This window comes from Pseudomonas sp. SYWMCR5 (assembly GCF_057197165.1).
The window spans coordinates 69,590-86,817 of record NZ_JBXUNH010000008.1 but is presented as its reverse complement, the minus strand read 5'-3'; the positions used below and the strand labels follow the sequence as shown (position 1 = coordinate 86,817).

The window sequence follows — 17,228 nt, the reverse complement described above, 5'->3', positions numbered from 1 at the left end:
GGGGTCATAGGCTGCGTTCGACCGCGGCAAAACGAGAAAGCCACGGCGAATGACATTCATCTGCCGAGATATAAAAAGGGATATTCATGCGTTTGACCATTGGCCTACTGCTGGCAGTACTCATCAGCCCCCTGGCCCAGGCAGAGCTGATCGACGAAATCAACGACCGGGGTGAACTGCGCATCGCCGTGCAAGCCAACAATGCCCCCTACGCCTTCAAGGAAAACGAGCACCTGACCGGGTTCGACATCGAGTTCGGCCAAGACCTGGCCCGCGAGATGGACCTGCGCGCGGAATTCATCGAGGCGCCCGCCGACGAAGTGCTGACAGGCGTGGAGAGTGGCAAGTACGACATCGCATTGACACCCGCGAGCGAACAGCCTGCGACTGAAAGCGCGCTGGATGCCAGCCAGACGTTTGGTGAGAAGAAGCTGGTGATCCCGTTCCAGAAGGACAATCCGGCCTTCGAGAGCACGCTGAACAATGCCCTGCAGCGGCTCAAGGACAGTGGGCGGATGGCGGAGCTCGAGCAGAAGTGGTTCGAGAAGACGGCGGCGCAGCAGTGATATCGCGGCGTTCTCTTCGCGGGCAAGCCCGCTCCCACAAGGCCTGTGGTGAGCCCAACCCTGTGGGAGCGGGCTTGCCCGCGAAAGGAACGACACCGAACTACCCGAGTGCCCGTTGCGCCTCATCCAGCTCCAGCTCGCTGAACACCAGCACCCCTTCCCGGCGCAACAGCGCAGCAACGACACCCTCCCCCGGCACCTTCACCCCGCTGAAACTGCCATCGTAGGTCAGTCGGTTACCGCACGACGGGCTACCGGACTTGAGCACCGCAACCCGAATCCCATGCCGCCGCACCAGCGCCAGGGCCTGCCGAGCGCCGCCCAGAAAGGCCGCACTGACATCCTCGCCAGCCACGGTCAGAACCTGAACCTGCCCATCGAGCACCTGGCCACCCTGCCCGCCCTGGATCTCCGCCGGCGGTCGCGGCGTCGGCAAGCCACCCGCCACCTCCGGGCACAAGGGCACTACACGCCCCTCGGCCTGCCATTGCTTGAGCAGATCGGGGTGGCCGCTGTCGCGTCCGTCATAGCGCACCGGCTGCCCCAGCAGACAGGCACTGACCAGTACCTTGGGCGACTCAGAAGGGATCATTGCCACGGCGCCGGAACCAGCCTGTCAGTGACAGGCGTTCGCGATTGGCCGGCAGGACTTCATGCGGGACTTCACCCGACAGGAACACCACCAGGCTGCCGGCCTCGGGCTGGACGTCATGCTCGACGTCGTCGGCAAGGAACATCCGCAACTGCCCGCCGTCTTCGGCTTGCCAGCGCTCATTGAGATAGAGCACCACCGACACCATGCGCCGGTCGTCGTCGCGGAAACGGTCAAGATGCCTGCGGTAGAAGGCGCCCGGCGGATACAGGGCGAAATGACACTCGAAGTCTTCCAACCCCAGGAACAGCCCTTGGTTGATCGCCTGGCGCAGGTTGCCCATGAGCTCAAGGTAGCGGTCGCAGGCCTCGGCCTGGCCGGGGTCGATCCACTGGATCTGGTCGCCACGGATCGCCTCGCGCACCTCCTGGGCCGCCCCCCTGCCGACACCTGCGGGGCTCAGTTCGCCCTCGGCATGGCGCCTGCGACACTCGGTGGCCAAGGCGCGGGCCAGCTCGAGCGACAGGAAAAGTGCCTGCTGCGACCAGCCACGGGTGGCCAGGTCGTCGACGATGATCGACAGCAGCGGATGTTCGGGAGAGGTATGCATGGCGCGCATCATATCCATTAGCCATGAGCACGGACAGCGCCACTTGGCCGAGAAGCACGCTGATATCTCGACAAAGGCGTACCACCCCACGGACAATAGCGGCCTGCCGACAGGAGTCCTGAATGCGCCGTTTGTTTTCCCTGCTTGTGCTGATGATCTGCACCATGCCTGTCTGGGCAGACAGCCTCGACCAACTGTACAAGGCCGCCGGCTGGCCCGACCAGCGCGCCCACTTCAATGACGCCATCGGGGCCGCCCAGCAGCGCTACCGCAACAGCCTGCCGCCCGCGGTTTTCCAGGCGCTCGTCGACAACAGCAACCAACGCTTCCAGGCCCAGGCAATGGATCAACGCGCCCAGGCCCAACTGCGCGCCAACCTGAAGAACCCGGCGCCGGCGCTGGCGTTCTTCCAATCGCCACTGGGGCGCAAGGTGGTTGCCGCCGAGCTGCTGGCCACGCGCAAGGACCAATTGGCCAAGAACGCCAAGGGCCTTCCCCGCATCCAGGCCAGCGACAACCGTCTGCTGGCCATCGGTCACCTGGCCCAGGCCCTGCCCGCCCGCGAAGCGGGGGCCGAGGTCAGCCTGGCGATCGCCGGAGTTGCCGCCGACAGCCTCAGCTCGATGATCCCCGGCCTGTTCGGCAGCGGCCAGGCCCAGGGCCTGCTCGATGGTCAGCGCCAACGCTTGATGAACGAGATTGGCGAAGACCTGAACAACACCTTGTTGTATGTCTACCGCGACCTGTCCGACGACGAGCTGGAAGCGTTCGCCACCTTCGCCGAATCCGCAGAGGGCAAGGCCTACTACAGCGCCGCGCTGGCTGCAGTGCGTGCGGGGCTGGCCGTCGGCCAGAGCAGCGCCAACCTCAAGTGAGCAGGCGCTGGTCGAGAAAGTTGAAGTAGCGCTGGCGGATATCCGGCAGCTCGTTGGCCAGGTGATGCCGCGCCTCGGGCAGCAGGAGAATCTGCGGCTCGGCGAACTTCTCCTTCAGCACCCTGAGGTTGTATGGCCAGTCCACCGTGCCGTCCGCCTCGCCCTGGACGATCAGCGGCCGACGCCGACTGTGCGGCGCCGCCTCGATGCGCTTGATCCAGGCCATCAGCGCGCCCACCCATGCCGTCGGCAGGCGCCGCGGCTGCAGCGGGTCAGCCTCGAGGAACGCGAGAAACGCCGGGTCATTGGTATTGGCGCTGAAACGTCGCTCGATACCATCGACGAAATGACGCAGCACCCGATAACTCAACTTCGACCAGTGCCAGGCCCGCGGCCGCACCAACGGCGCCAGCAGGATCACCTGGCCGTCGGCCGGGCTCTGCTCGCCGCAGTGCAGCAGATGATCGACAACGATGGCCCCACCCGTGCTCTGCCCGCACAGGTGCCAGGGCCGTGGCAGGTCGAGCCTGCGCGCTTGCTCGAAGAGGGCATCGAGCACCTGCTGGTAGACCGCGAAGTCGGCGATGCTGGCCCGCTCGCCGCTGGACAGCCCGTGACCTGGCAGGTCGCAGCCGATCACCGCGAAGCCCTGCTGCAGCGCCCAGCCAATCACATGACGATACAGCCCCATATGGTCGTAGTAACCATGCAGCAGGAACAATGTCGCCACCGGCGCATCCGGCAGCCACACCTGCCCCACCAGGTCGAAACCCGCCACACTGAAGGCGCCCAGCCAGCTTTGCGCCGGCAGGTCGAGGCCATAGAAGCGCTGGTAGTCGAGGGCCTGGGCCGACAGTGGCTGGCGCGCCGCCAGCGGGGCAAGGCTGGTACGCAGCAGGTCGGGGTCAAAGGGTGACGGCATGGAGACATCCACAATGGCGCGAGTATTGATCTGCGATATTCAGCTCTGAGCCCGGTCATGGCAAGCTGGCGTCCCCTGCAGAAGCGGTCGTGTCGTTTTCTACGGAATCACCATGCGAATTTTTACCACGCTGCTCACCACCCTGGTCTGCGCCGCCCTGCTGTGGTGGGCCTACGACAGTTTCCAGTCCCGCTACCTGCGCACCTTCGACAACCAGGCCACGCTGTTCGACGGCAGCCAGTTGCAACTGCCCGCCGAGCTCGCAGGCCCTGGCCCGATCCGCATCGTGCACTTCTGGGACCCGGCCTGCCCTTGCAACGTCGGTAACCAGCAACACCTGGCCGAGCTGATCGAGCACTTCGCCGCACAGGGTGTGACCTTCCATGTACTGCAAAAGCCTGGCAGTCACGGCCAACTACCCGCCAACCTTGGCGCCTTGCAACCCGTCGGCGACCTGCCCGGCAGCGAATACCTGCCTGCGTCACCGGCTGTGGCGATCTGGGATCGCAAGGGTCAGCTCGCCTATTTCGGCCCTTACAGCGAAGGCGCAGTGTGCAACTCCAGCAACAGTTTCATCGAGCCGGTGATCCAGGCGCTGCTGCAAGGCCGTCAGGTACAGGCCTCCAATGCCCTGGCCAGCGGCTGCTATTGCCCCTGGCAGAAAGAAGCGCAGTAAAGGGCAGACCTGTCACGCCGGGAAGGCTATTCTCAACGCGTTTTGCGGTGTTCAGCAGCCGCTCGCCCCCTCGTCAACGGCACAAGGAATTCTATGAAGCGCAGCCTCACTCTGCTTGCCATCGTCGTGGCCGTAGCCGCGGGTGCCGGTTACTGGTACGTGCACGGCAAGCTGCCGCAGCGCGAGGGCGAAGTGGCTATCACCGGCTTGAGCGCACCGGTCAGCGTGCGCTACGACGAACGCGGTGTACCGCATCTACAGGCGCAGAACGAGCCTGACCTGTACCGCGCCCTGGGCTATGTGCACGCCCAGGACCGGCTGTTCCAGATGGAACTGGTGCGCCGCCTGGCACGTGGTGAGCTGGCCGAAGTGCTGGGCAGCAAACTGGTGCCCACCGACACCCTGTTTCGCAGCCTGCGCATCCGCGAGCAGGCGGCGCGGATGGTCGAGCGCCTGGATCACCAGTCACCGTCCTGGCTCGCACTGCAGGCCTACCTGGACGGCGTGAACAGCTGGCAGGCCAGCCATCCCAAGCCGGTGGAGTTCGACGTCCTCGGTATCCCTGAACGCCCCTTCACCGCCGAAGACACCCTGAGCATCGCCGGCTACCTGGCCTACAGTTTCGCCGCCGCCTTTCGCACCGAACCTGCGCTGACCTATATCCGCGATCAGCTCGGCCCCGACTACCTGAAGATCTTCGACCTCGACTGGCAACCTGACGGAGCTCTGCACCCGGCCCTTGCCGCCAACGACTGGCGCGCACTCGAAGGCCTGGCCCGGCTCAGCCACCAGGCGCTTGGCGACGCGGGTATCCCGCAGTTCGAAGGCAGCAACGCCTGGGCTGTCGCCGGCAGCCATACCCGCAGTGGCCGCCCGCTGCTGGCGGGCGATCCGCATATCGGCTTCGCAGTACCGGCAGTGTGGTACGAGGCTGAACTGTCGGCGCCCGGCTTCAACCTCTACGGCTATTTCCAGGCGCTGAACCCCTTCGCCCTGCTCGGTCACAATCGCGACTTCGGCTGGAGCCTGACCATGTTCCAGAACGACGACGTCGATCTGATCGCCGAGAAGACCAACCCCGCCGACACCAACCAGGTCATGGTCGATGGCCAATGGCGCGCGCTGGAGACAACCGAGCAGCAGATCGCGGTCAAGGGCGAAGCTCCGGTGACCATCACCCTGCGTCGCTCGCCCCACGGGCCGATCGTCAACGATGTGCTCGGCGAAACCGCAGGGCAAACCCCTGTCGCCATGTGGTGGGCCTTCCTCGAAACCGAAAACCCCATCCTTGATGCCTTCTACCAGGTCAACCGCGCCGACACCCTGGGCAAGATGCGCGAGGCCGCGGCGAAGATCCAGGCACCGGGGCTGAACCTGGTCTGGGCCAACGCTCGCGGTGACATCGGCTGGTGGGCCTCGGCGCAATTGCCGATTCGTCCGGACGGGGTCAACCCGGCGTTCATTCTCGACGGCAGCACCCACCAGGCCGACAAGCTCGGCTTCTACCCCTTCAGCGCCAATCCCCAGCAGGAGAATCCGCCCAGCGGCTACATCGTCTCGGCCAACTACCAGCCCCCGGCCGCCATGCCGATCCCCGGCTATTACAACCTGCCCGACCGTGGCCGCCAGCTGGATCGTCGACTGGCCGACCCGCAAGTCAAATGGGATGTGCAGAACAGCCAGGCGCTGCAGCTGGACACCAGCACCGACTACGGCCCCCGCACCTTGGCGCCGCTGCTCAATACCTTGCGTGCGATCGCCGAGGGTGACGAACAGAAGGAACTGGTCGAACAACTGGCCGCATGGCGCGGCGACTATCCACTGGATTCGACCAGCGCCACGCTGTTCAACCAGTTCCTCTACGAGCTGGCGTTCGCGGCCCTGCATGACGAGCTGGGCGACACCTGGTTCCAGGTGCTGATCAGCACCCGCGCCATCGACGCCGCGCTACCGCGCCTGGCCGCCGATGCCGACTCACCCTGGTGGAACCTGCGCGGCGGCCACGACCGCACCGACCGCACCGCCATCGTCCGCCAGGCCTGGCAACGCAGCCTGGCGCATCTGCGCGAGCTGTACGGCAGCGACCCGGCCGACTGGCAATGGGGCAAGGCCCACACCCTCACCCATAACCACCCGCTGGGTCAGCAGAAACCGTTGAACCTGCTGTTCAATGTCGGCCCCTTCGCCGCACCGGGCACCCATGAGGTGCCGAACAACCTGTCGGCGAAGATCGGCCCGGCGCCCTGGCCGGTGAACTACGGGCCTTCGACCCGACGCCTGATCGACTTCGCCGACGCCGGGCAAGCGCTGACCATCAACCCTGTAGGCCAGAGTGGCGTGCCGTTCGACCGCCATTACTCGGACCAGGCCGAAGATTATGTACAGGGGCGGTATCACAAGGCGCAGATGGGGGTGATTCCGGCGCGCACTACCTTGCGCCTGGTGCCACCGGGACAGTGAACGCGCTGCTGTCGAAAAGCTCACCACCAGAGCAGCCCTAACATGACCAGTTTCACAACCCTTCACACTGCGAACAGGTAACCTGTTCGCCCCTTTCTTCCAAGAGCCTTCCTCATGCAAAAGCACTTCATCGAAATCGACGGCGCCCGCATGAGCTACGTCGACCAGGGCCAGGGCTTCCCGGTGCTGCTGGGCCATAGCTACCTGTGGTCTGCCGCGATGTGGCAACCGCAGATCGATGCGCTGTCGAAACACTTCCGCGTGCTGGTGCCCGAGCTCTGGGGCCATGGCGACTCCGAGGCACCACCAGCCACCACCACCGACATGAGCGCGCTGGCACGCCAGCACCTGGCGTTTCTCGACGCGCTGGGCATCGACAAATGCCATCTGGTCGGCCTGTCGGTCGGTGGCATGTGGGGTGCTGAGCTGGCGATCGAACACCCGGAACGGGTTGACCGCATCGTGCTGATGGACACCTACCTCGGCGCCGAACCTGAAGCCACGCGCCTGAAGTACTTCGGCCTGCTGGATGCCGCCAGCGGCGCAGGGTTCTTCCCTGACCCACTGCTCGACATCGTGGTGCCGATCTTCTTCCATGCCGGCGGCCAGACGGTGCCAGACGTGCGCGAGCAGTTCCGCGCCGACCTCAAGGCCAGCAGCGCCGAGACCATTCGCCAGAGCCTCGACCCGATGGGGCGGGTGATTTTCGGACGCCCTGACCTGCTGGGCCGACTGGGCGAGTTGCCGGCAGAGCGGACCATCGTGGTCTGCGGCGACCAGGATATTCCGCGTCCGCCTGCCGAAAGCAACGAAATGGCACGGATCATCGGCTGCCTGGCGGCGCAGATTCCGTTCGCAGGGCATATCTCCAGCCTGGAGAACCCGAAGGTGGTGAATGAGTTCCTGTTGAACTGGTTGCCGCGTAACCGCTGATATCGCCGGGGCTGCAGTGCAGCCCCGCGATTGGACCCTGACTCACCCCTGCCACTTGCCGCCCTCGACGATCACGCTCTCAGGCTTGGTGTCGTCGCTCAGCTCCTTGCGCACGTACTGGTCATACAGTTTGAGCAGGAACTTCTCCTCGCCCAGCTTGGCCAGCTCGGCATTGACCCAGTCGCGCAGCTCGGTATTGCCCTTCTTCACCGCCGGGGCAATCGGCGCCTCGTCACCCAGCAACTCTGGCAACACGCGGTAACCCGGGTTCTGCTTGGCCCAGCTGAACAGGATCAGGTTGTCCTGGGCATAGGCGTCGCCACGGCCATTGGCCAGGGCCTGCAGCGATTCGCTGTTCTTCTCGAACTTGAGCAGCTTCCAGTCCGGGTGGTTCTTGGTCAGCCAGATATCGGCGGTGGTGCCGGTGGTGACGATGATGGTCTTGCCGGCCAGGTCATCGAGGGCTTTCACCGGGCTGCCATCGGCCACGATGGCCTGCACCGCCACACGCAGGTTGGGGTTGGTGAAGTCGACCGCTTCCTTGCGCTCCGGGGTGACGGTCATGTTGGCGAGGATCAGGTCGACCTTGTCGCTCTGCAGGAACGGGATGCGGCTGGCCGGCTCCACGGCCACGAACTCGACCTTGTTCTCGTCGCCGAGCAGGTCCTTGGCGAAGCGACGACCGATATCGGTGTCGAAGCCCACATAGCGGCCGCTCTCGTCGACGAAGCCGAACGGCGGCTTGTCGGTGAACACGCCGACGATCAACTTATCGCGGGCCTTGATGGTTTCCAGGTAGCTGGTGGACAGCGCGGACGTCGCCGCAGCCGACTTGCCCGGCTCCGCGGGTTTGTCGCAACCGGCCAGCAAGGCCAGGCCGAACAGCGGCGCCAGCAGTTTGGTGAAGTGGGCAGTTTTCATGACAGTTCCTTGTGTAGTGTCTTCGGCAGGCTTTCGACGAAGGAGAATTTGTCCAGGAACTGCTGCGCGCGTGCGGTCCGCGGTTGGCTGAAGAAGCTCTCGGGGTCGCTCTGTTCAAGGATCCTGCCGGCCTCCATGAACACGATACGGTCGGCCACCGCCCGGGCGAAGGCCATTTCGTGGGTGACGATGAGCAGGGTCATGCCGTCCCGGGCCAGGCCCTGGATCACCTGCAGCACCTCCTTGACCATCTCGGGATCCAGGGCTGCGGTGACCTCGTCGAACAGCATCACCTGCGGGTTCATGCACAACGAACGAACAATGGCGATGCGCTGCTGCTGGCCGCCTGACAACTGCCGGGGGAAGGCGTCCCGCTTGTCCAGCAACCCCACCCGCGCCAGCAACGCCTCGGCCTGCGCCTGGGCTTCGGCGCGCTCGCGCTTCTGCACCTTGAGTGGGCCGAGCAGCAGGTTGTCGATCACGCTCATGTGACCGAACAGGTGATAGCTCTGGAACACCATGCCCACCCGCTGGCGTACCTGGCGCCAGTCGGTGCCGGGGCCGAGCAAGTCCTGGCCATCGAGGCGCAGGCTACCGCCATGGGCCTCCTCCAGGCCGTTCAGGCAACGCAGCAGGGTGCTCTTGCCGCAACCGCTGGGGCCGAGGATCACCACCACTTCGCCGGCCTGTACTTGCAGGTCGACCCCCTTGAGCACCTGGTGCTCACCGAAGAACTTGTTGAAACCCTGGAATTCGATCAATGCGCTCATGAGTGGGCCCAGCGGCGTTCCAGCGCGCGCGAAGCGGCGGAAAGCGGATAGCAGATGAAAAAGAAGAACAGGAACAGTACGCCGTAGATCAGCACCGACTCGTAGGTACGCTCGATGATCTGCTGGCCGGCCTTGATCACATCGACGACGCCGATCAGCACGGCAAGCGAGCTGGTCTTGACGATGCGCGTGTAGATGTTGATGGTGGGCGGCGTCATGCGCTTGAGGGCCTGCGGCAACAGCACGTGCCCATACAACTGCAGGCCCGACAGGCCGATCGACAACCCCGCCTCACGCTGGCCGCGCGGCAGCGAAGCCAGGGCCCCGCGCACCACCTCGCCAACCTCGCTGGCACCCCACAGCCCCAGCACCAGCACCGCGCACCAGAAGCTGGGGATACTCAGCGAAAAGAAGATCGGCAACCCGAAGAACACCAGGTACAGCCAGACCAGCACCGGTATCGCCCGAAACAGCTCCAGATAGATCTGCAAGGCGATGTTCACCGCACGCTTGCCCAGCGTGGCCAGCACGCCATAGAGCACACCACCCAGGGTGGCGAAGACGATGCCCAAGGCCGAGATCGCCAGGGTCTGTCCGGCGCCCTTGGCCAGTTGCGGCAAGGACACCAGCAGCAGCTCAATTGCCGAACTGGCCATGTTGCAGCCTCCTTTCGAGGTGGCGCAGCAGCAGCGACAACGGCAGGAACAGCAGCACGCAGAGCAACGTCAGCACCGCGAGCATCTCGTAGGTCTTGTAGTACAGGGCGATGTAGTTCTTGGTGGTGTAGAGGATTTCCGGCACGGCTACCGCCGAGACCACGGTGGTTTCCTTGAGCAGGAAGATGAAGTTGGCGAATAGCGCCGGCAGGCTGAGGATGCCGGCCTGGGGCAGGATCACGTGGCGCAGCAACTGGCCCTCGGACAAGCCGATGGAGCGCCCGGACTCCAGCTGCGCCCGTGGCACCGCTTCGACACCCGCTCGCAGCACCTCGGTGAGGTAGGCGCCGCCCATGAAGGTCATGGTGATGATCGCGGCAGCGAAGCCGGATACTTTCAAACCCAGGGTCGGCAGTGCGAAATAGACGAAGAACAACTGGATCAGCAGCGGCGTGTTGCGCGCCAGCTCCACATAGCCTTTGACCAGCCGCCACAGGTAGGGGGTGCGAAACACCAGGACGGCGGCATTGAACACGGCGACCAGCAGCGAGGTGGCGATGGCGATCAGCCCGACCTGCAGGGTGACGCCGACGGCCTTGAGGAATGCCGGGAGTGTGCTAAGCATGAAGGCAGTGTCGAAGGTCATGGATAACGCCTCGACACAAGGTCACGGAGGTACGACATGGGCAAGGTTCCGGGCTCGACGCGAGGATGGCTCGGCGTCGTGGACGATGAAAGGGATGTGCCGGTAAGCACGATAGGTAGACTCTAAAGGCATAAAAAACTTTCTCTAAATACCCTTATTGCATATTGATATCACCCGACGGGCTAACCGGAAATTTCATACATCCGTCTGGGATCTTTCCCTCGAAATATCTCTCAAATGGACTTCAGACTGATCGGCCTGCCAGGCCCACAGGGACGACAACGATGAACAGCCCAAGCACACCTGTTTCGAACGAACAACTTCAGTGGTTGCTGGCCCTGCGCAAGGCGCTTGCCGAGCAGCGTTGACGGGGCTCGGGATTGCGGTGCTTTCTTCGCGGGCAAGCCCGCTCCTACAAGAGCCGGTGACGGTCTCGGGATTGAGGATGCGAAAAGGACACCGCAGCGCACAAACAAAAACGCCGACACAACAGTGTCGGCGTTTTCATGTGAAGCGCTAACCCGGCAAATCAGAACGCCGGCAGTACCGCGCCCTGGTACTTCTGCTCGATGAAGGCTTTCACTTCAGGGCTGGTCAGGGCCTTGGCCAGCTTCTGGATGGCGTCGCTGTTCTTGTTGTCAGGACGCGCGACCAGGAAGTTCACGTATGGCGAGTCGCTGCCTTCGATCACCAGCGCATCCTTGGCCGGGTTCAGGCCAGCCTCCAGCGCGTAATTGGTGTTGATCATGTCCAGGTCGACCTGGTCCAGCACGCGCGGCAGCATGGCCGACTCGAGCTCGCGGAATTTCAGTTTCTTCGGGTTCTCGGCGATGTCTTTCGGCGTCGCCAGGGCGTTCTTCGGATCCTTCAGCGTGATCAGGCCGGCCTTCTGCAACAGCAGCAGGGCGCGACCACTGTTGCTGCCCTCGTTCGGGATAGCCACGGTGGCGCCTTCCTTGAGCTCCGACAGGCTCTTGACCTTCTTGGAGTAGCCACCGAACGGCTCGACGTGAACGCCGATCACGGTTTCCAGGTGGGTGCCCTTGCCTTCGTTGAAGTTCTTCAGGTACGGCAGGGTCTGGAAGTAGTTGGCGTCCAGGCGCTTCTGGTCGACCTGCACGTTCGGCTGCACGTAGTCAGTGAAGACCTTGATCTGCAGGTCAACACCTTCCTTGGCCAGGGTCGGCTTGATCAGCTCGAGGATTTCGGCGTGCGGCACCGGCGTGGCGGCTACCACCAGTTTTTCGGCGGCGTGAGCCAGGCCGGACAGCGACAGGGCAGCAGCGAGGGCAGTCGTCAGCAGGGTCTTTTTCATGGTGATCCTTGTTATCAAGCTGGGGCCATCGACGATGGCGAAGTCAGGTGCCACACCGTCTCGACAGTGGGCGTGGAGCGGACGATACCGGGATTTTTTATGCCCTAACAATATCTTTTGATTCGCTGCTTATTCCAAAAACAAAAAGCCATCAGCTGTTTTGCTTATGAGCGACCGACAACCGCTCTAGCTCGCGGATGCATTGAGCTCGGCCAGGCTTTGCTCCAGCAGCTCACGCAAGGCGGCACGCGTGCCTGGCTCACGGCTGCGCCCCAGTTGCGCAAGCTGGCTGGCCAGACTGGCCAGGGGCGCACGCTCGGGCAGGTCCAGGTGCTGCGGGAGAATTTCATCACCGTCGGCCACCAGCAAGGCAAAGTGGATGACGTTCTCCAGCTCGCGGGTGTTGCCGGGCCAGGCATGGGCTTCCAGCGCTTGCTGCGCCGCTTCGCTGATCAGCGGCACGCTGCGCTCCAGGCGCACGCTGTAGATGCCGACGAAGTATTCGGCCAGCGGCAGGATGTCCCCCACCCTCTGGCGCAGTGCCGGCAATTCCAGTTCGCCCTCGTGCAGATAGAGGTACAGCCGTTCGTTGAAGCGCCCGGCACGCACCGCCTGGGCCAGGTCGATGCTGGAGGCGGCCACCAGACGCACATCCACGGCCTGCGCCTGCTGGGCGCCGACCCGAGTGACCTCACGGTTCTCCAGGGCCGCCAGCAGCTTGCCCTGGATGGCCAGCGGCAGGTCGGCGATCTCGTCCAGGTACAAGGTGCCGCCATTGGCCGAACCGAACCAGCCTGCGCGACTGCTGGCCGTGCCGCCATGGGTACCGGCGCTGTAGCCAAACAGCTCGGCATCGGCGTAGGTGTGGCTGATGCCCGCGCAGTTGACCGAGACGAACAACCCCGCGCGATCGCTGGCACGGTGGATCTGCCTTGCCAGCAGCTCCTTGCCGGTGCCGGTCTCACCACGGATCAGCACCGGCAGCGGTTGCGGCGCCAGGCGTTCGAGCGCTTCGCGCAGTTGCTGCGAACGTGCATCGACGAATACCAGCGCCTTGGCACGGATGCTCAGCGGGCTCTTGTCCAGCTCGGGAAACGTCAGCAGTGGCTGGCCGAAGGGATTGTTGAAACTCATGGAAAACTCCCGCCCCAGACGCAGGCGACCAGGGGTTCAGCGAAATCGGTTGAAAGGCCAGGTCAGGCGCGGCGCAGGGAGCGCTGCTCGATCCGGCCTTGCAGGCGGTACAGGTAGGCGAAGCCCTGTTCCCAGCGCTCGTGACCGGACTTGACGTTGATGTGCCCGGCATTGCTCAACAACCCTGCTTCCGCGCCCCAGGCCTTGGCCAGGTAGAGTGCACGCGGCACGCTGACGGCCGGATCGTTGTCCGAGCTGACCACCTGGCTGGGAAACGGCAGCGTGTGCAGGGGAATGGGCGCGAAATTGCGCAAGGCCGGCGCGCAGGTCGGCCGTTCGACATCCGCGGGCGCCACCAGCAGCGCCCCTCGCACCTGGCGCAGCAGCGCAGGGCTGGCCTGCGCGGCCCAGTGGGCGATGGTGATGCAACCCAGGCTGTGGGCGATGAGGATCACCGGCGAGCGTTCGGCGGCAATCGCCTGCTCGAGTGCCTGTATCCAGTCGCGCCGCTGCGGGGTGAGCCAATCGTGCTGCTCGACCCGGGCGCTGTTGGGCAGGCTGCGCTGCCAGTGGCTTTGCCAATGATTGTCTGGCGATCCTTGCCAGCCCGGCACAATCAGGTAACGAATCGACTCATTGCGCATGGGGACGCCTCCTTGGAAGTTTGCGTGCTTGGGAACCCAGTATAGGGAGGCAGTTATATTCGTAAAGGAATAAGAAGCTATTTATTAATAACCATAATTATTGGTTGTCTGGGCTGGCCTTTTCGCGGGCAAGCCCGCTCCTACAGGGTTTGTGCGCCCCGGGGCGGGCATAAAAAAAAGGCCATCCCCTGCCAAGAGAAATGGCCCTGAAGCACTTGCCTGAAGAGGGTATTGCCGATCAACGCGCGGTGATCACCGCCAGCTTGCTGATCCCGGCACGTTCGATGGCGGCCATCGCCCGCGCCACTTCGCCGTAGTTGACGCCATCGTCAGCCTGCAGCTGTACACGCACATCCGCATCCTTTTCCCTGGCCGCCTTGAGGTTGGTTTCCAGCAGGTCCGGCTGGATCTCGTCCTTGTTGATGAACAGCTTGCCGCCGCCATCGATGCTCACCACCAGCGGGTCTTTCTGCTCCACTGGGGCCACGGCTTCGGTCTTGGGCAAGTTGATCGGGATGGCGTTGGTCAGCAAGGGCGCGGTGACGATGAACACCACCAGCAGCACCAGCATGACGTCCACCAGCGGTGTGACGTTGATTTCACTGAGGACCTCGTCGCTGTCCTGGGTCGAGAACGCCATGTCAGGAAGCCTCCTTCACCGGCTGGCCGAAACCGGCCTGGGCTTTTTGCAGGGTCGGGTGAACCAGGACGCGGAAGGCACTCTTCTGCGCCAGGCTGTAGAAGTCGTGGGCGAAGTCGTCGAGGTCGGCTGCGGTCAGCTTGAGGCGGCGCAGGAAGTAGTTGTAGACCAGCACCGCCGGGACCGCGACGGCGATACCGACGCCCGTGGCGACCAGTGCCGCACCGATCGGGCCGGCCACGGTTTCCAGGCTGGCGGAGCCGGCAGCGCTGATGCCCTTGAGCGCTTCCATGATGCCCCACACGGTGCCGAACAGACCGATGAACGGCGAGGTGCTGCCAATACTGGCGACAACCGCCAGGCCGGTTTCCAGCGAACGGCGCTCACGCACGATCTGCTGGCGCAAGGCGCGCTCGAGGCGATCCTGATGGTTGATCGCATGGCTCAGGTCGGCTGCCTGGCCCGGCTCGCCCACGGCGATGGCGGCATAACCGGCCTGGGCGACGCGGGCGGCAGGGCCAGGCTGCTCATGGCTGATCCCGGCTGCCGAGTCGAGGCTAGAAGCGGCCCAGAACTGGGCATGGAAGCGCTTGTCCTGGTTCTTCAGCCGCACGAACTGCACGACCTTGACCAGGGCCAACGCCCAGGTGACCACGGAAAAACCAACCAGCAGCCAGATGACGGCGCTTTCAACGGATTCGAGAGGGGATGCCAACAGGCTCATGATGAAGTCTTCCTATGTTCGGTTCGATGGCGCGAGTTAACGAAGCTTGAAATCGATCGGGACACTGACCCAGCCCACCTGGGCCACGTCTCCCTGCTTGGCCGGCACGAAGCTCCAGCGCTTAACCGCAGCCAGCGCGGCGGCGTCCAGGGCATCGCGGCCGCTGGTCTTCTGGATCTGGATCTGCCCCGGCTTGCCGCTGGGCAGTACCTCGACCCGCAACAGCACGGTGCCTTCCCATCCACGGCGCTGGGCCAGTTGCGGGTATTCCGGCGCCGGGTTCTTCAGGTACGCGGCATTGGCCGAAGCGGGCGTGACCGGTGCCGGTGCTGGTGGTGCAGGTGCAGGCGCGGGCGTCGGCACCGGTGGCGGCGCCTCGACCGGCTTGGGCTGCGGCTTGGGTACGGGCTTGGGCACAGGTTTTGGTTTGGGCACAGGTTTCGGCACAGGCTTGGCGGCCAGCTCATCGACCACCGGTGGTGGTGGCGGTGGTGGCTCGACCACAGGCACAGGCGGTGGCGGCTCGACGACCGGCGGCGCCGGAGCGGCGAACTCGATGGTCATCGGCGGAATCTCTGGCGCAATCACCGGCAGCTCGGGGGTTGGTCGTTGGCTGACCCAGTAGGCCGCAGCGCCATGCAGCACCAGCACCAGCAACCCCAGCGCCAGCTTGTCGCGACGCTTGAGACCACTGACCGGCGTGCGTTGCAGGCGCAGCTGCGCCAGCGGCAGGCGAAGCGTGCGTCCAAGCTCGACCAGGTCGCCCTGGGCCGGGCGCCATGGCTGGTCGTAGGCCCTCGCGGCCGTCTGGACATTACCCATTGAATCGACTCCTGGAAACGTGATGCAGGTCTTCGGACCTTGGCCGGTCCTCGTGGCTGAATCATCCGTTTTAGAGGCTTATCTCTGAAAGTAATGTTTAAAATTAAAGCTATACAAAAATCGAATATAAGATTTTCAGGGTTCCCGCAAAGCCGCGTGGCGCAAGGGCTGTAGCGGTGAGGACGGAAAGTAATGCACGGTCGGCATGCAAAATATTCGTGCAAGGTATGGAAAACGGCGGGCTAAGGGCCACATCGCCACCCCACCCTTCGTCCAGGCATAAAAAAACCCGGGCTACGAACCCGGGTTTTTCAACATCTGCACAAGCGTCAGATATCGGCGACCTTCTGCCAGACCTTCGGCCGGAAGAACAGGGTCTCGCCGCGCGCAAGGCCGGTCAGGCTGTCATGATCCTTGACCACTTCGGCCTCGATCAGCTCGCTCTGCCCCTCGACCTTCAGGGTCACCCGGGTGGTCGCGCCCAGCGGACGAATGTCGCGGACTTCGGCAGCGTGATGGCCCTCGGTCTCATGGCGCGACAGCGACACCTCGTGAGGGCGGAACAGCACATGGTTGCCCTCGCTCAAGGCCAGGCGGTTGGAGTCGCCGAGGAAGTGGTAGACGAAGTCGTTGGCCGGTTTCTCGTACACCTCGCCCGGCGAGCCGATCTGTTCGATCACGCCCTTGTTCATCACCACGATGCGGTCGGCCACTTCCATCGCCTCTTCCTGATCGTGGGTGACGAACACCGAGGTCAGGTTGATATCCTCGTGCAACCGCGCCAGCCAGCGGCGCAGCTCCTTGCGCACCTTGGCATCGAGGGCGCCGAACGGCTCGTCGAGCAGCAGCACCTTCGGCTCCACCGCCAGGGCGCGGGCCAGGGCGATGCGCTGGCGCTGGCCACCCGACAACTGCTCGGGGTAGCGGTCGGCGAGCCAGTCGAGCTGAACCATGTTCAGCAGCTCATGGACCTTTTCGGCGATCTTGCTCTCGCTCGGGCGTTCGCCCTTGGGCTTCATGCGCAAGCCGAAGGCGACGTTGTCGAACACGCTCATGTGGCGGAACAGCGCATAGTGCTGGAACACGAACCCGACGTTGCGATCGCGCACATCGTGGCCCGAGACATCCTCGCCGTGGAACACGATGCTGCCGTCATCCGGCGTCTCGAGGCCGGCGATGATGCGCAGCAGGGTGGTCTTGCCGCAGCCGGAGGGGCCGAGCAGCGCGACCAGCTCACCGCTGTGGATATCCAGGTTGATGTTGTTCAGGGCCTGGAAACTGTTGAAGCGCTTGCTGACGTTACGAACTTCGATCGACATGAC

At 64.0% G+C, this 17,228-nt stretch carries 19 protein-coding genes; 5 read left to right on the top strand and 14 right to left on the bottom strand.

The annotated features are described in order from the left end of the window. Positions 1 to 86 precede the first annotated feature (86 nt). On the top strand, positions 87 to 566 hold the full coding sequence (locus AC2CGW_RS19940; RefSeq protein ID WP_186665519.1) for a substrate-binding periplasmic protein: 480 nt from the start codon (positions 87 to 89) through the stop codon (positions 564 to 566). Between the two features lie 100 nt (positions 567 to 666). Here AC2CGW_RS19940 and AC2CGW_RS19935 read toward each other — a convergent pair whose 3' ends face one another. Both AC2CGW_RS19935 and AC2CGW_RS19930 read right to left on the bottom strand, forming a co-directional pair. Continuing rightward, entirely contained in the window at positions 667 to 1,158 is a 492-nt protein-coding gene (locus AC2CGW_RS19935; protein WP_186665517.1) for a 2-thiouracil desulfurase family protein, read from the bottom strand. Continuing rightward, on the bottom strand, positions 1,145 to 1,777 hold the full coding sequence (locus AC2CGW_RS19930; RefSeq protein WP_426352068.1) for a 2OG-Fe(II) oxygenase: 633 nt from the start codon (positions 1,775 to 1,777) through the stop codon (positions 1,145 to 1,147). Before AC2CGW_RS19930 ends, AC2CGW_RS19935 begins: the two co-directional genes overlap by 14 nt. Before the next feature lie 113 nt (positions 1,778 to 1,890). On the opposite strand from AC2CGW_RS19930, the gene AC2CGW_RS19925 reads away from it, so the two are divergent. After that, a complete protein-coding gene (locus tag AC2CGW_RS19925; protein ID WP_426352060.1) occupies positions 1,891 to 2,643 on the top strand; it encodes a DUF2059 domain-containing protein in 753 nt (250 codons plus the stop codon). Here AC2CGW_RS19925 and bipL read toward each other — a convergent pair. After that, positions 2,636 to 3,565 carry a phospholipase BipL gene (gene bipL / locus AC2CGW_RS19920; protein ID WP_186711710.1) on the bottom strand — a complete coding sequence of 310 codons (930 nt, stop codon included), beginning with the start codon at positions 3,563 to 3,565 and terminating at the stop codon, positions 2,636 to 2,638. The genes AC2CGW_RS19925 and bipL overlap by 8 nt on opposite strands. A gap of 112 nt (positions 3,566 to 3,677) precedes the next feature. Here bipL and AC2CGW_RS19915 point away from each other — a divergent pair, with 112 nt between their 5' ends. From AC2CGW_RS19915 to AC2CGW_RS19905, 3 genes are all read left to right on the top strand, one after another. Further along, complete coding sequence (locus AC2CGW_RS19915) at positions 3,678 to 4,241, top strand: DUF6436 domain-containing protein (RefSeq protein WP_426352061.1); 564 nt, start codon at positions 3,678 to 3,680, stop codon at positions 4,239 to 4,241. Positions 4,242 to 4,334: 93 nt separating this feature from the next. Next, positions 4,335 to 6,701, top strand: coding sequence for a penicillin acylase family protein (locus AC2CGW_RS19910; protein WP_426352062.1), 2,367 nt, complete (start codon positions 4,335 to 4,337; stop codon positions 6,699 to 6,701). A 114-nt stretch (positions 6,702 to 6,815) separates the two neighbouring features. Then, complete coding sequence (locus AC2CGW_RS19905) at positions 6,816 to 7,634, top strand: alpha/beta fold hydrolase (RefSeq protein WP_288376407.1); 819 nt, start codon at positions 6,816 to 6,818, stop codon at positions 7,632 to 7,634. Between the two features lie 42 nt (positions 7,635 to 7,676). Here the strand turns inward: AC2CGW_RS19905 and AC2CGW_RS19900 are convergent, their stop codons facing one another. From AC2CGW_RS19900 to AC2CGW_RS19850, 11 genes are all read right to left on the bottom strand, one after another. After that, positions 7,677 to 8,555 (bottom strand): transporter substrate-binding domain-containing protein, encoded by an 879-nt coding sequence (locus AC2CGW_RS19900; RefSeq protein ID WP_426352063.1) that lies wholly within the window; start codon positions 8,553 to 8,555, stop codon positions 7,677 to 7,679. Then, positions 8,552 to 9,325 (bottom strand): amino acid ABC transporter ATP-binding protein, encoded by a 774-nt coding sequence (locus AC2CGW_RS19895; RefSeq protein WP_186665507.1) that lies wholly within the window; start codon positions 9,323 to 9,325, stop codon positions 8,552 to 8,554. The genes AC2CGW_RS19900 and AC2CGW_RS19895 overlap by 4 nt, the downstream gene beginning before the upstream one ends. Continuing rightward, a complete protein-coding gene (locus tag AC2CGW_RS19890; protein WP_186665506.1) occupies positions 9,322 to 9,981 on the bottom strand; it encodes an amino acid ABC transporter permease in 660 nt (219 codons plus the stop codon). The genes AC2CGW_RS19895 and AC2CGW_RS19890 overlap by 4 nt, the downstream gene beginning before the upstream one ends. Further along, entirely contained in the window at positions 9,962 to 10,627 is a 666-nt protein-coding gene (locus AC2CGW_RS19885; RefSeq protein ID WP_065864006.1) for an amino acid ABC transporter permease, read from the bottom strand. The genes AC2CGW_RS19890 and AC2CGW_RS19885 overlap by 20 nt, the downstream gene beginning before the upstream one ends. Positions 10,628 to 11,156: 529 nt before the next feature. Next, positions 11,157 to 11,942: a MetQ/NlpA family ABC transporter substrate-binding protein gene (locus tag AC2CGW_RS19880; protein WP_186665505.1), complete on the bottom strand. Its 786-nt coding sequence runs from the start codon at positions 11,940 to 11,942 to the stop codon at positions 11,157 to 11,159. Positions 11,943 to 12,128: 186 nt separating this feature from the next. After that, the gene (locus AC2CGW_RS19875) at positions 12,129 to 13,076 is read right to left on the bottom strand and encodes a sigma 54-interacting transcriptional regulator (protein ID WP_426352064.1); all 948 of its coding nucleotides are present in this window, start codon (positions 13,074 to 13,076) and stop codon (positions 12,129 to 12,131) included. Between the two features lie 62 nt (positions 13,077 to 13,138). Then, positions 13,139 to 13,720, bottom strand: coding sequence for an alpha/beta hydrolase (locus AC2CGW_RS19870; RefSeq protein WP_426352065.1), 582 nt, complete (start codon positions 13,718 to 13,720; stop codon positions 13,139 to 13,141). 238 nt (positions 13,721 to 13,958) lie between these two features. Continuing rightward, complete coding sequence (locus AC2CGW_RS19865) at positions 13,959 to 14,360, bottom strand: ExbD/TolR family protein (protein WP_054891104.1); 402 nt, start codon at positions 14,358 to 14,360, stop codon at positions 13,959 to 13,961. Between the two features lies 1 nt (position 14,361). Next, positions 14,362 to 15,084 (bottom strand): MotA/TolQ/ExbB proton channel family protein, encoded by a 723-nt coding sequence (locus tag AC2CGW_RS19860; RefSeq protein ID WP_186665497.1) that lies wholly within the window; start codon positions 15,082 to 15,084, stop codon positions 14,362 to 14,364. 36 nt (positions 15,085 to 15,120) lie between these two features. Continuing rightward, positions 15,121 to 15,906, bottom strand: a complete 786-nt coding sequence (locus AC2CGW_RS19855) for an energy transducer TonB (RefSeq protein ID WP_426352066.1) — start codon at positions 15,904 to 15,906, stop codon at positions 15,121 to 15,123. A 329-nt stretch (positions 15,907 to 16,235) separates the two neighbouring features. Then, the gene (locus AC2CGW_RS19850; protein ID WP_054891101.1) at positions 16,236 to 17,225 is read right to left on the bottom strand and encodes a sulfate/molybdate ABC transporter ATP-binding protein; all 990 of its coding nucleotides are present in this window, start codon (positions 17,223 to 17,225) and stop codon (positions 16,236 to 16,238) included. Positions 17,226 to 17,228 lie beyond the last annotated feature (3 nt).

Bases quoted from the DNA above. Each gene is read 5' to 3' on its own strand.
- AC2CGW_RS19870 (WP_426352065.1), bottom strand. From the start codon at position 13,720: ATGCGCAATGAGTCGATTCGTTACCTGATTGTGCCGGGCTGGCAAGGA.
- AC2CGW_RS19875 (WP_426352064.1), bottom strand. From the start codon at position 13,076: ATGAGTTTCAACAATCCCTTCGGCCAGCCACTGCTGACGTTTCCCGAG.
- AC2CGW_RS19925 (WP_426352060.1), top strand. From the start codon at position 1,891: ATGCGCCGTTTGTTTTCCCTGCTTGTGCTGATGATCTGCACCATGCCT.
- AC2CGW_RS19905 (WP_288376407.1), top strand. From the start codon at position 6,816: ATGCAAAAGCACTTCATCGAAATCGACGGCGCCCGCATGAGCTACGTC.
- AC2CGW_RS19880 (WP_186665505.1), bottom strand. From the start codon at position 11,942: ATGAAAAAGACCCTGCTGACGACTGCCCTCGCTGCTGCCCTGTCGCTG.
- AC2CGW_RS19935 (WP_186665517.1), bottom strand. From the start codon at position 1,158: ATGATCCCTTCTGAGTCGCCCAAGGTACTGGTCAGTGCCTGTCTGCTG.
- AC2CGW_RS19910 (WP_426352062.1), top strand. From the start codon at position 4,335: ATGAAGCGCAGCCTCACTCTGCTTGCCATCGTCGTGGCCGTAGCCGCG.
- AC2CGW_RS19850 (WP_054891101.1), bottom strand. From the start codon at position 17,225: ATGTCGATCGAAGTTCGTAACGTCAGCAAGCGCTTCAACAGTTTCCAG.
- AC2CGW_RS19915 (WP_426352061.1), top strand. From the start codon at position 3,678: ATGCGAATTTTTACCACGCTGCTCACCACCCTGGTCTGCGCCGCCCTG.
- AC2CGW_RS19860 (WP_186665497.1), bottom strand. From the start codon at position 15,084: ATGAGCCTGTTGGCATCCCCTCTCGAATCCGTTGAAAGCGCCGTCATC.
- AC2CGW_RS19865 (WP_054891104.1), bottom strand. From the start codon at position 14,360: ATGGCGTTCTCGACCCAGGACAGCGACGAGGTCCTCAGTGAAATCAAC.
- AC2CGW_RS19885 (WP_065864006.1), bottom strand. From the start codon at position 10,627: ATGACCTTCGACACTGCCTTCATGCTTAGCACACTCCCGGCATTCCTC.
- AC2CGW_RS19900 (WP_426352063.1), bottom strand. From the start codon at position 8,555: ATGAAAACTGCCCACTTCACCAAACTGCTGGCGCCGCTGTTCGGCCTG.
- AC2CGW_RS19895 (WP_186665507.1), bottom strand. From the start codon at position 9,325: ATGAGCGCATTGATCGAATTCCAGGGTTTCAACAAGTTCTTCGGTGAG.
- bipL (WP_186711710.1), bottom strand. From the start codon at position 3,565: ATGCCGTCACCCTTTGACCCCGACCTGCTGCGTACCAGCCTTGCCCCG.
- AC2CGW_RS19855 (WP_426352066.1), bottom strand. From the start codon at position 15,906: ATGGGTAATGTCCAGACGGCCGCGAGGGCCTACGACCAGCCATGGCGC.
- AC2CGW_RS19930 (WP_426352068.1), bottom strand. From the start codon at position 1,777: ATGCGCGCCATGCATACCTCTCCCGAACATCCGCTGCTGTCGATCATC.
- AC2CGW_RS19890 (WP_186665506.1), bottom strand. From the start codon at position 9,981: ATGGCCAGTTCGGCAATTGAGCTGCTGCTGGTGTCCTTGCCGCAACTG.
- AC2CGW_RS19940 (WP_186665519.1), top strand. From the start codon at position 87: ATGCGTTTGACCATTGGCCTACTGCTGGCAGTACTCATCAGCCCCCTG.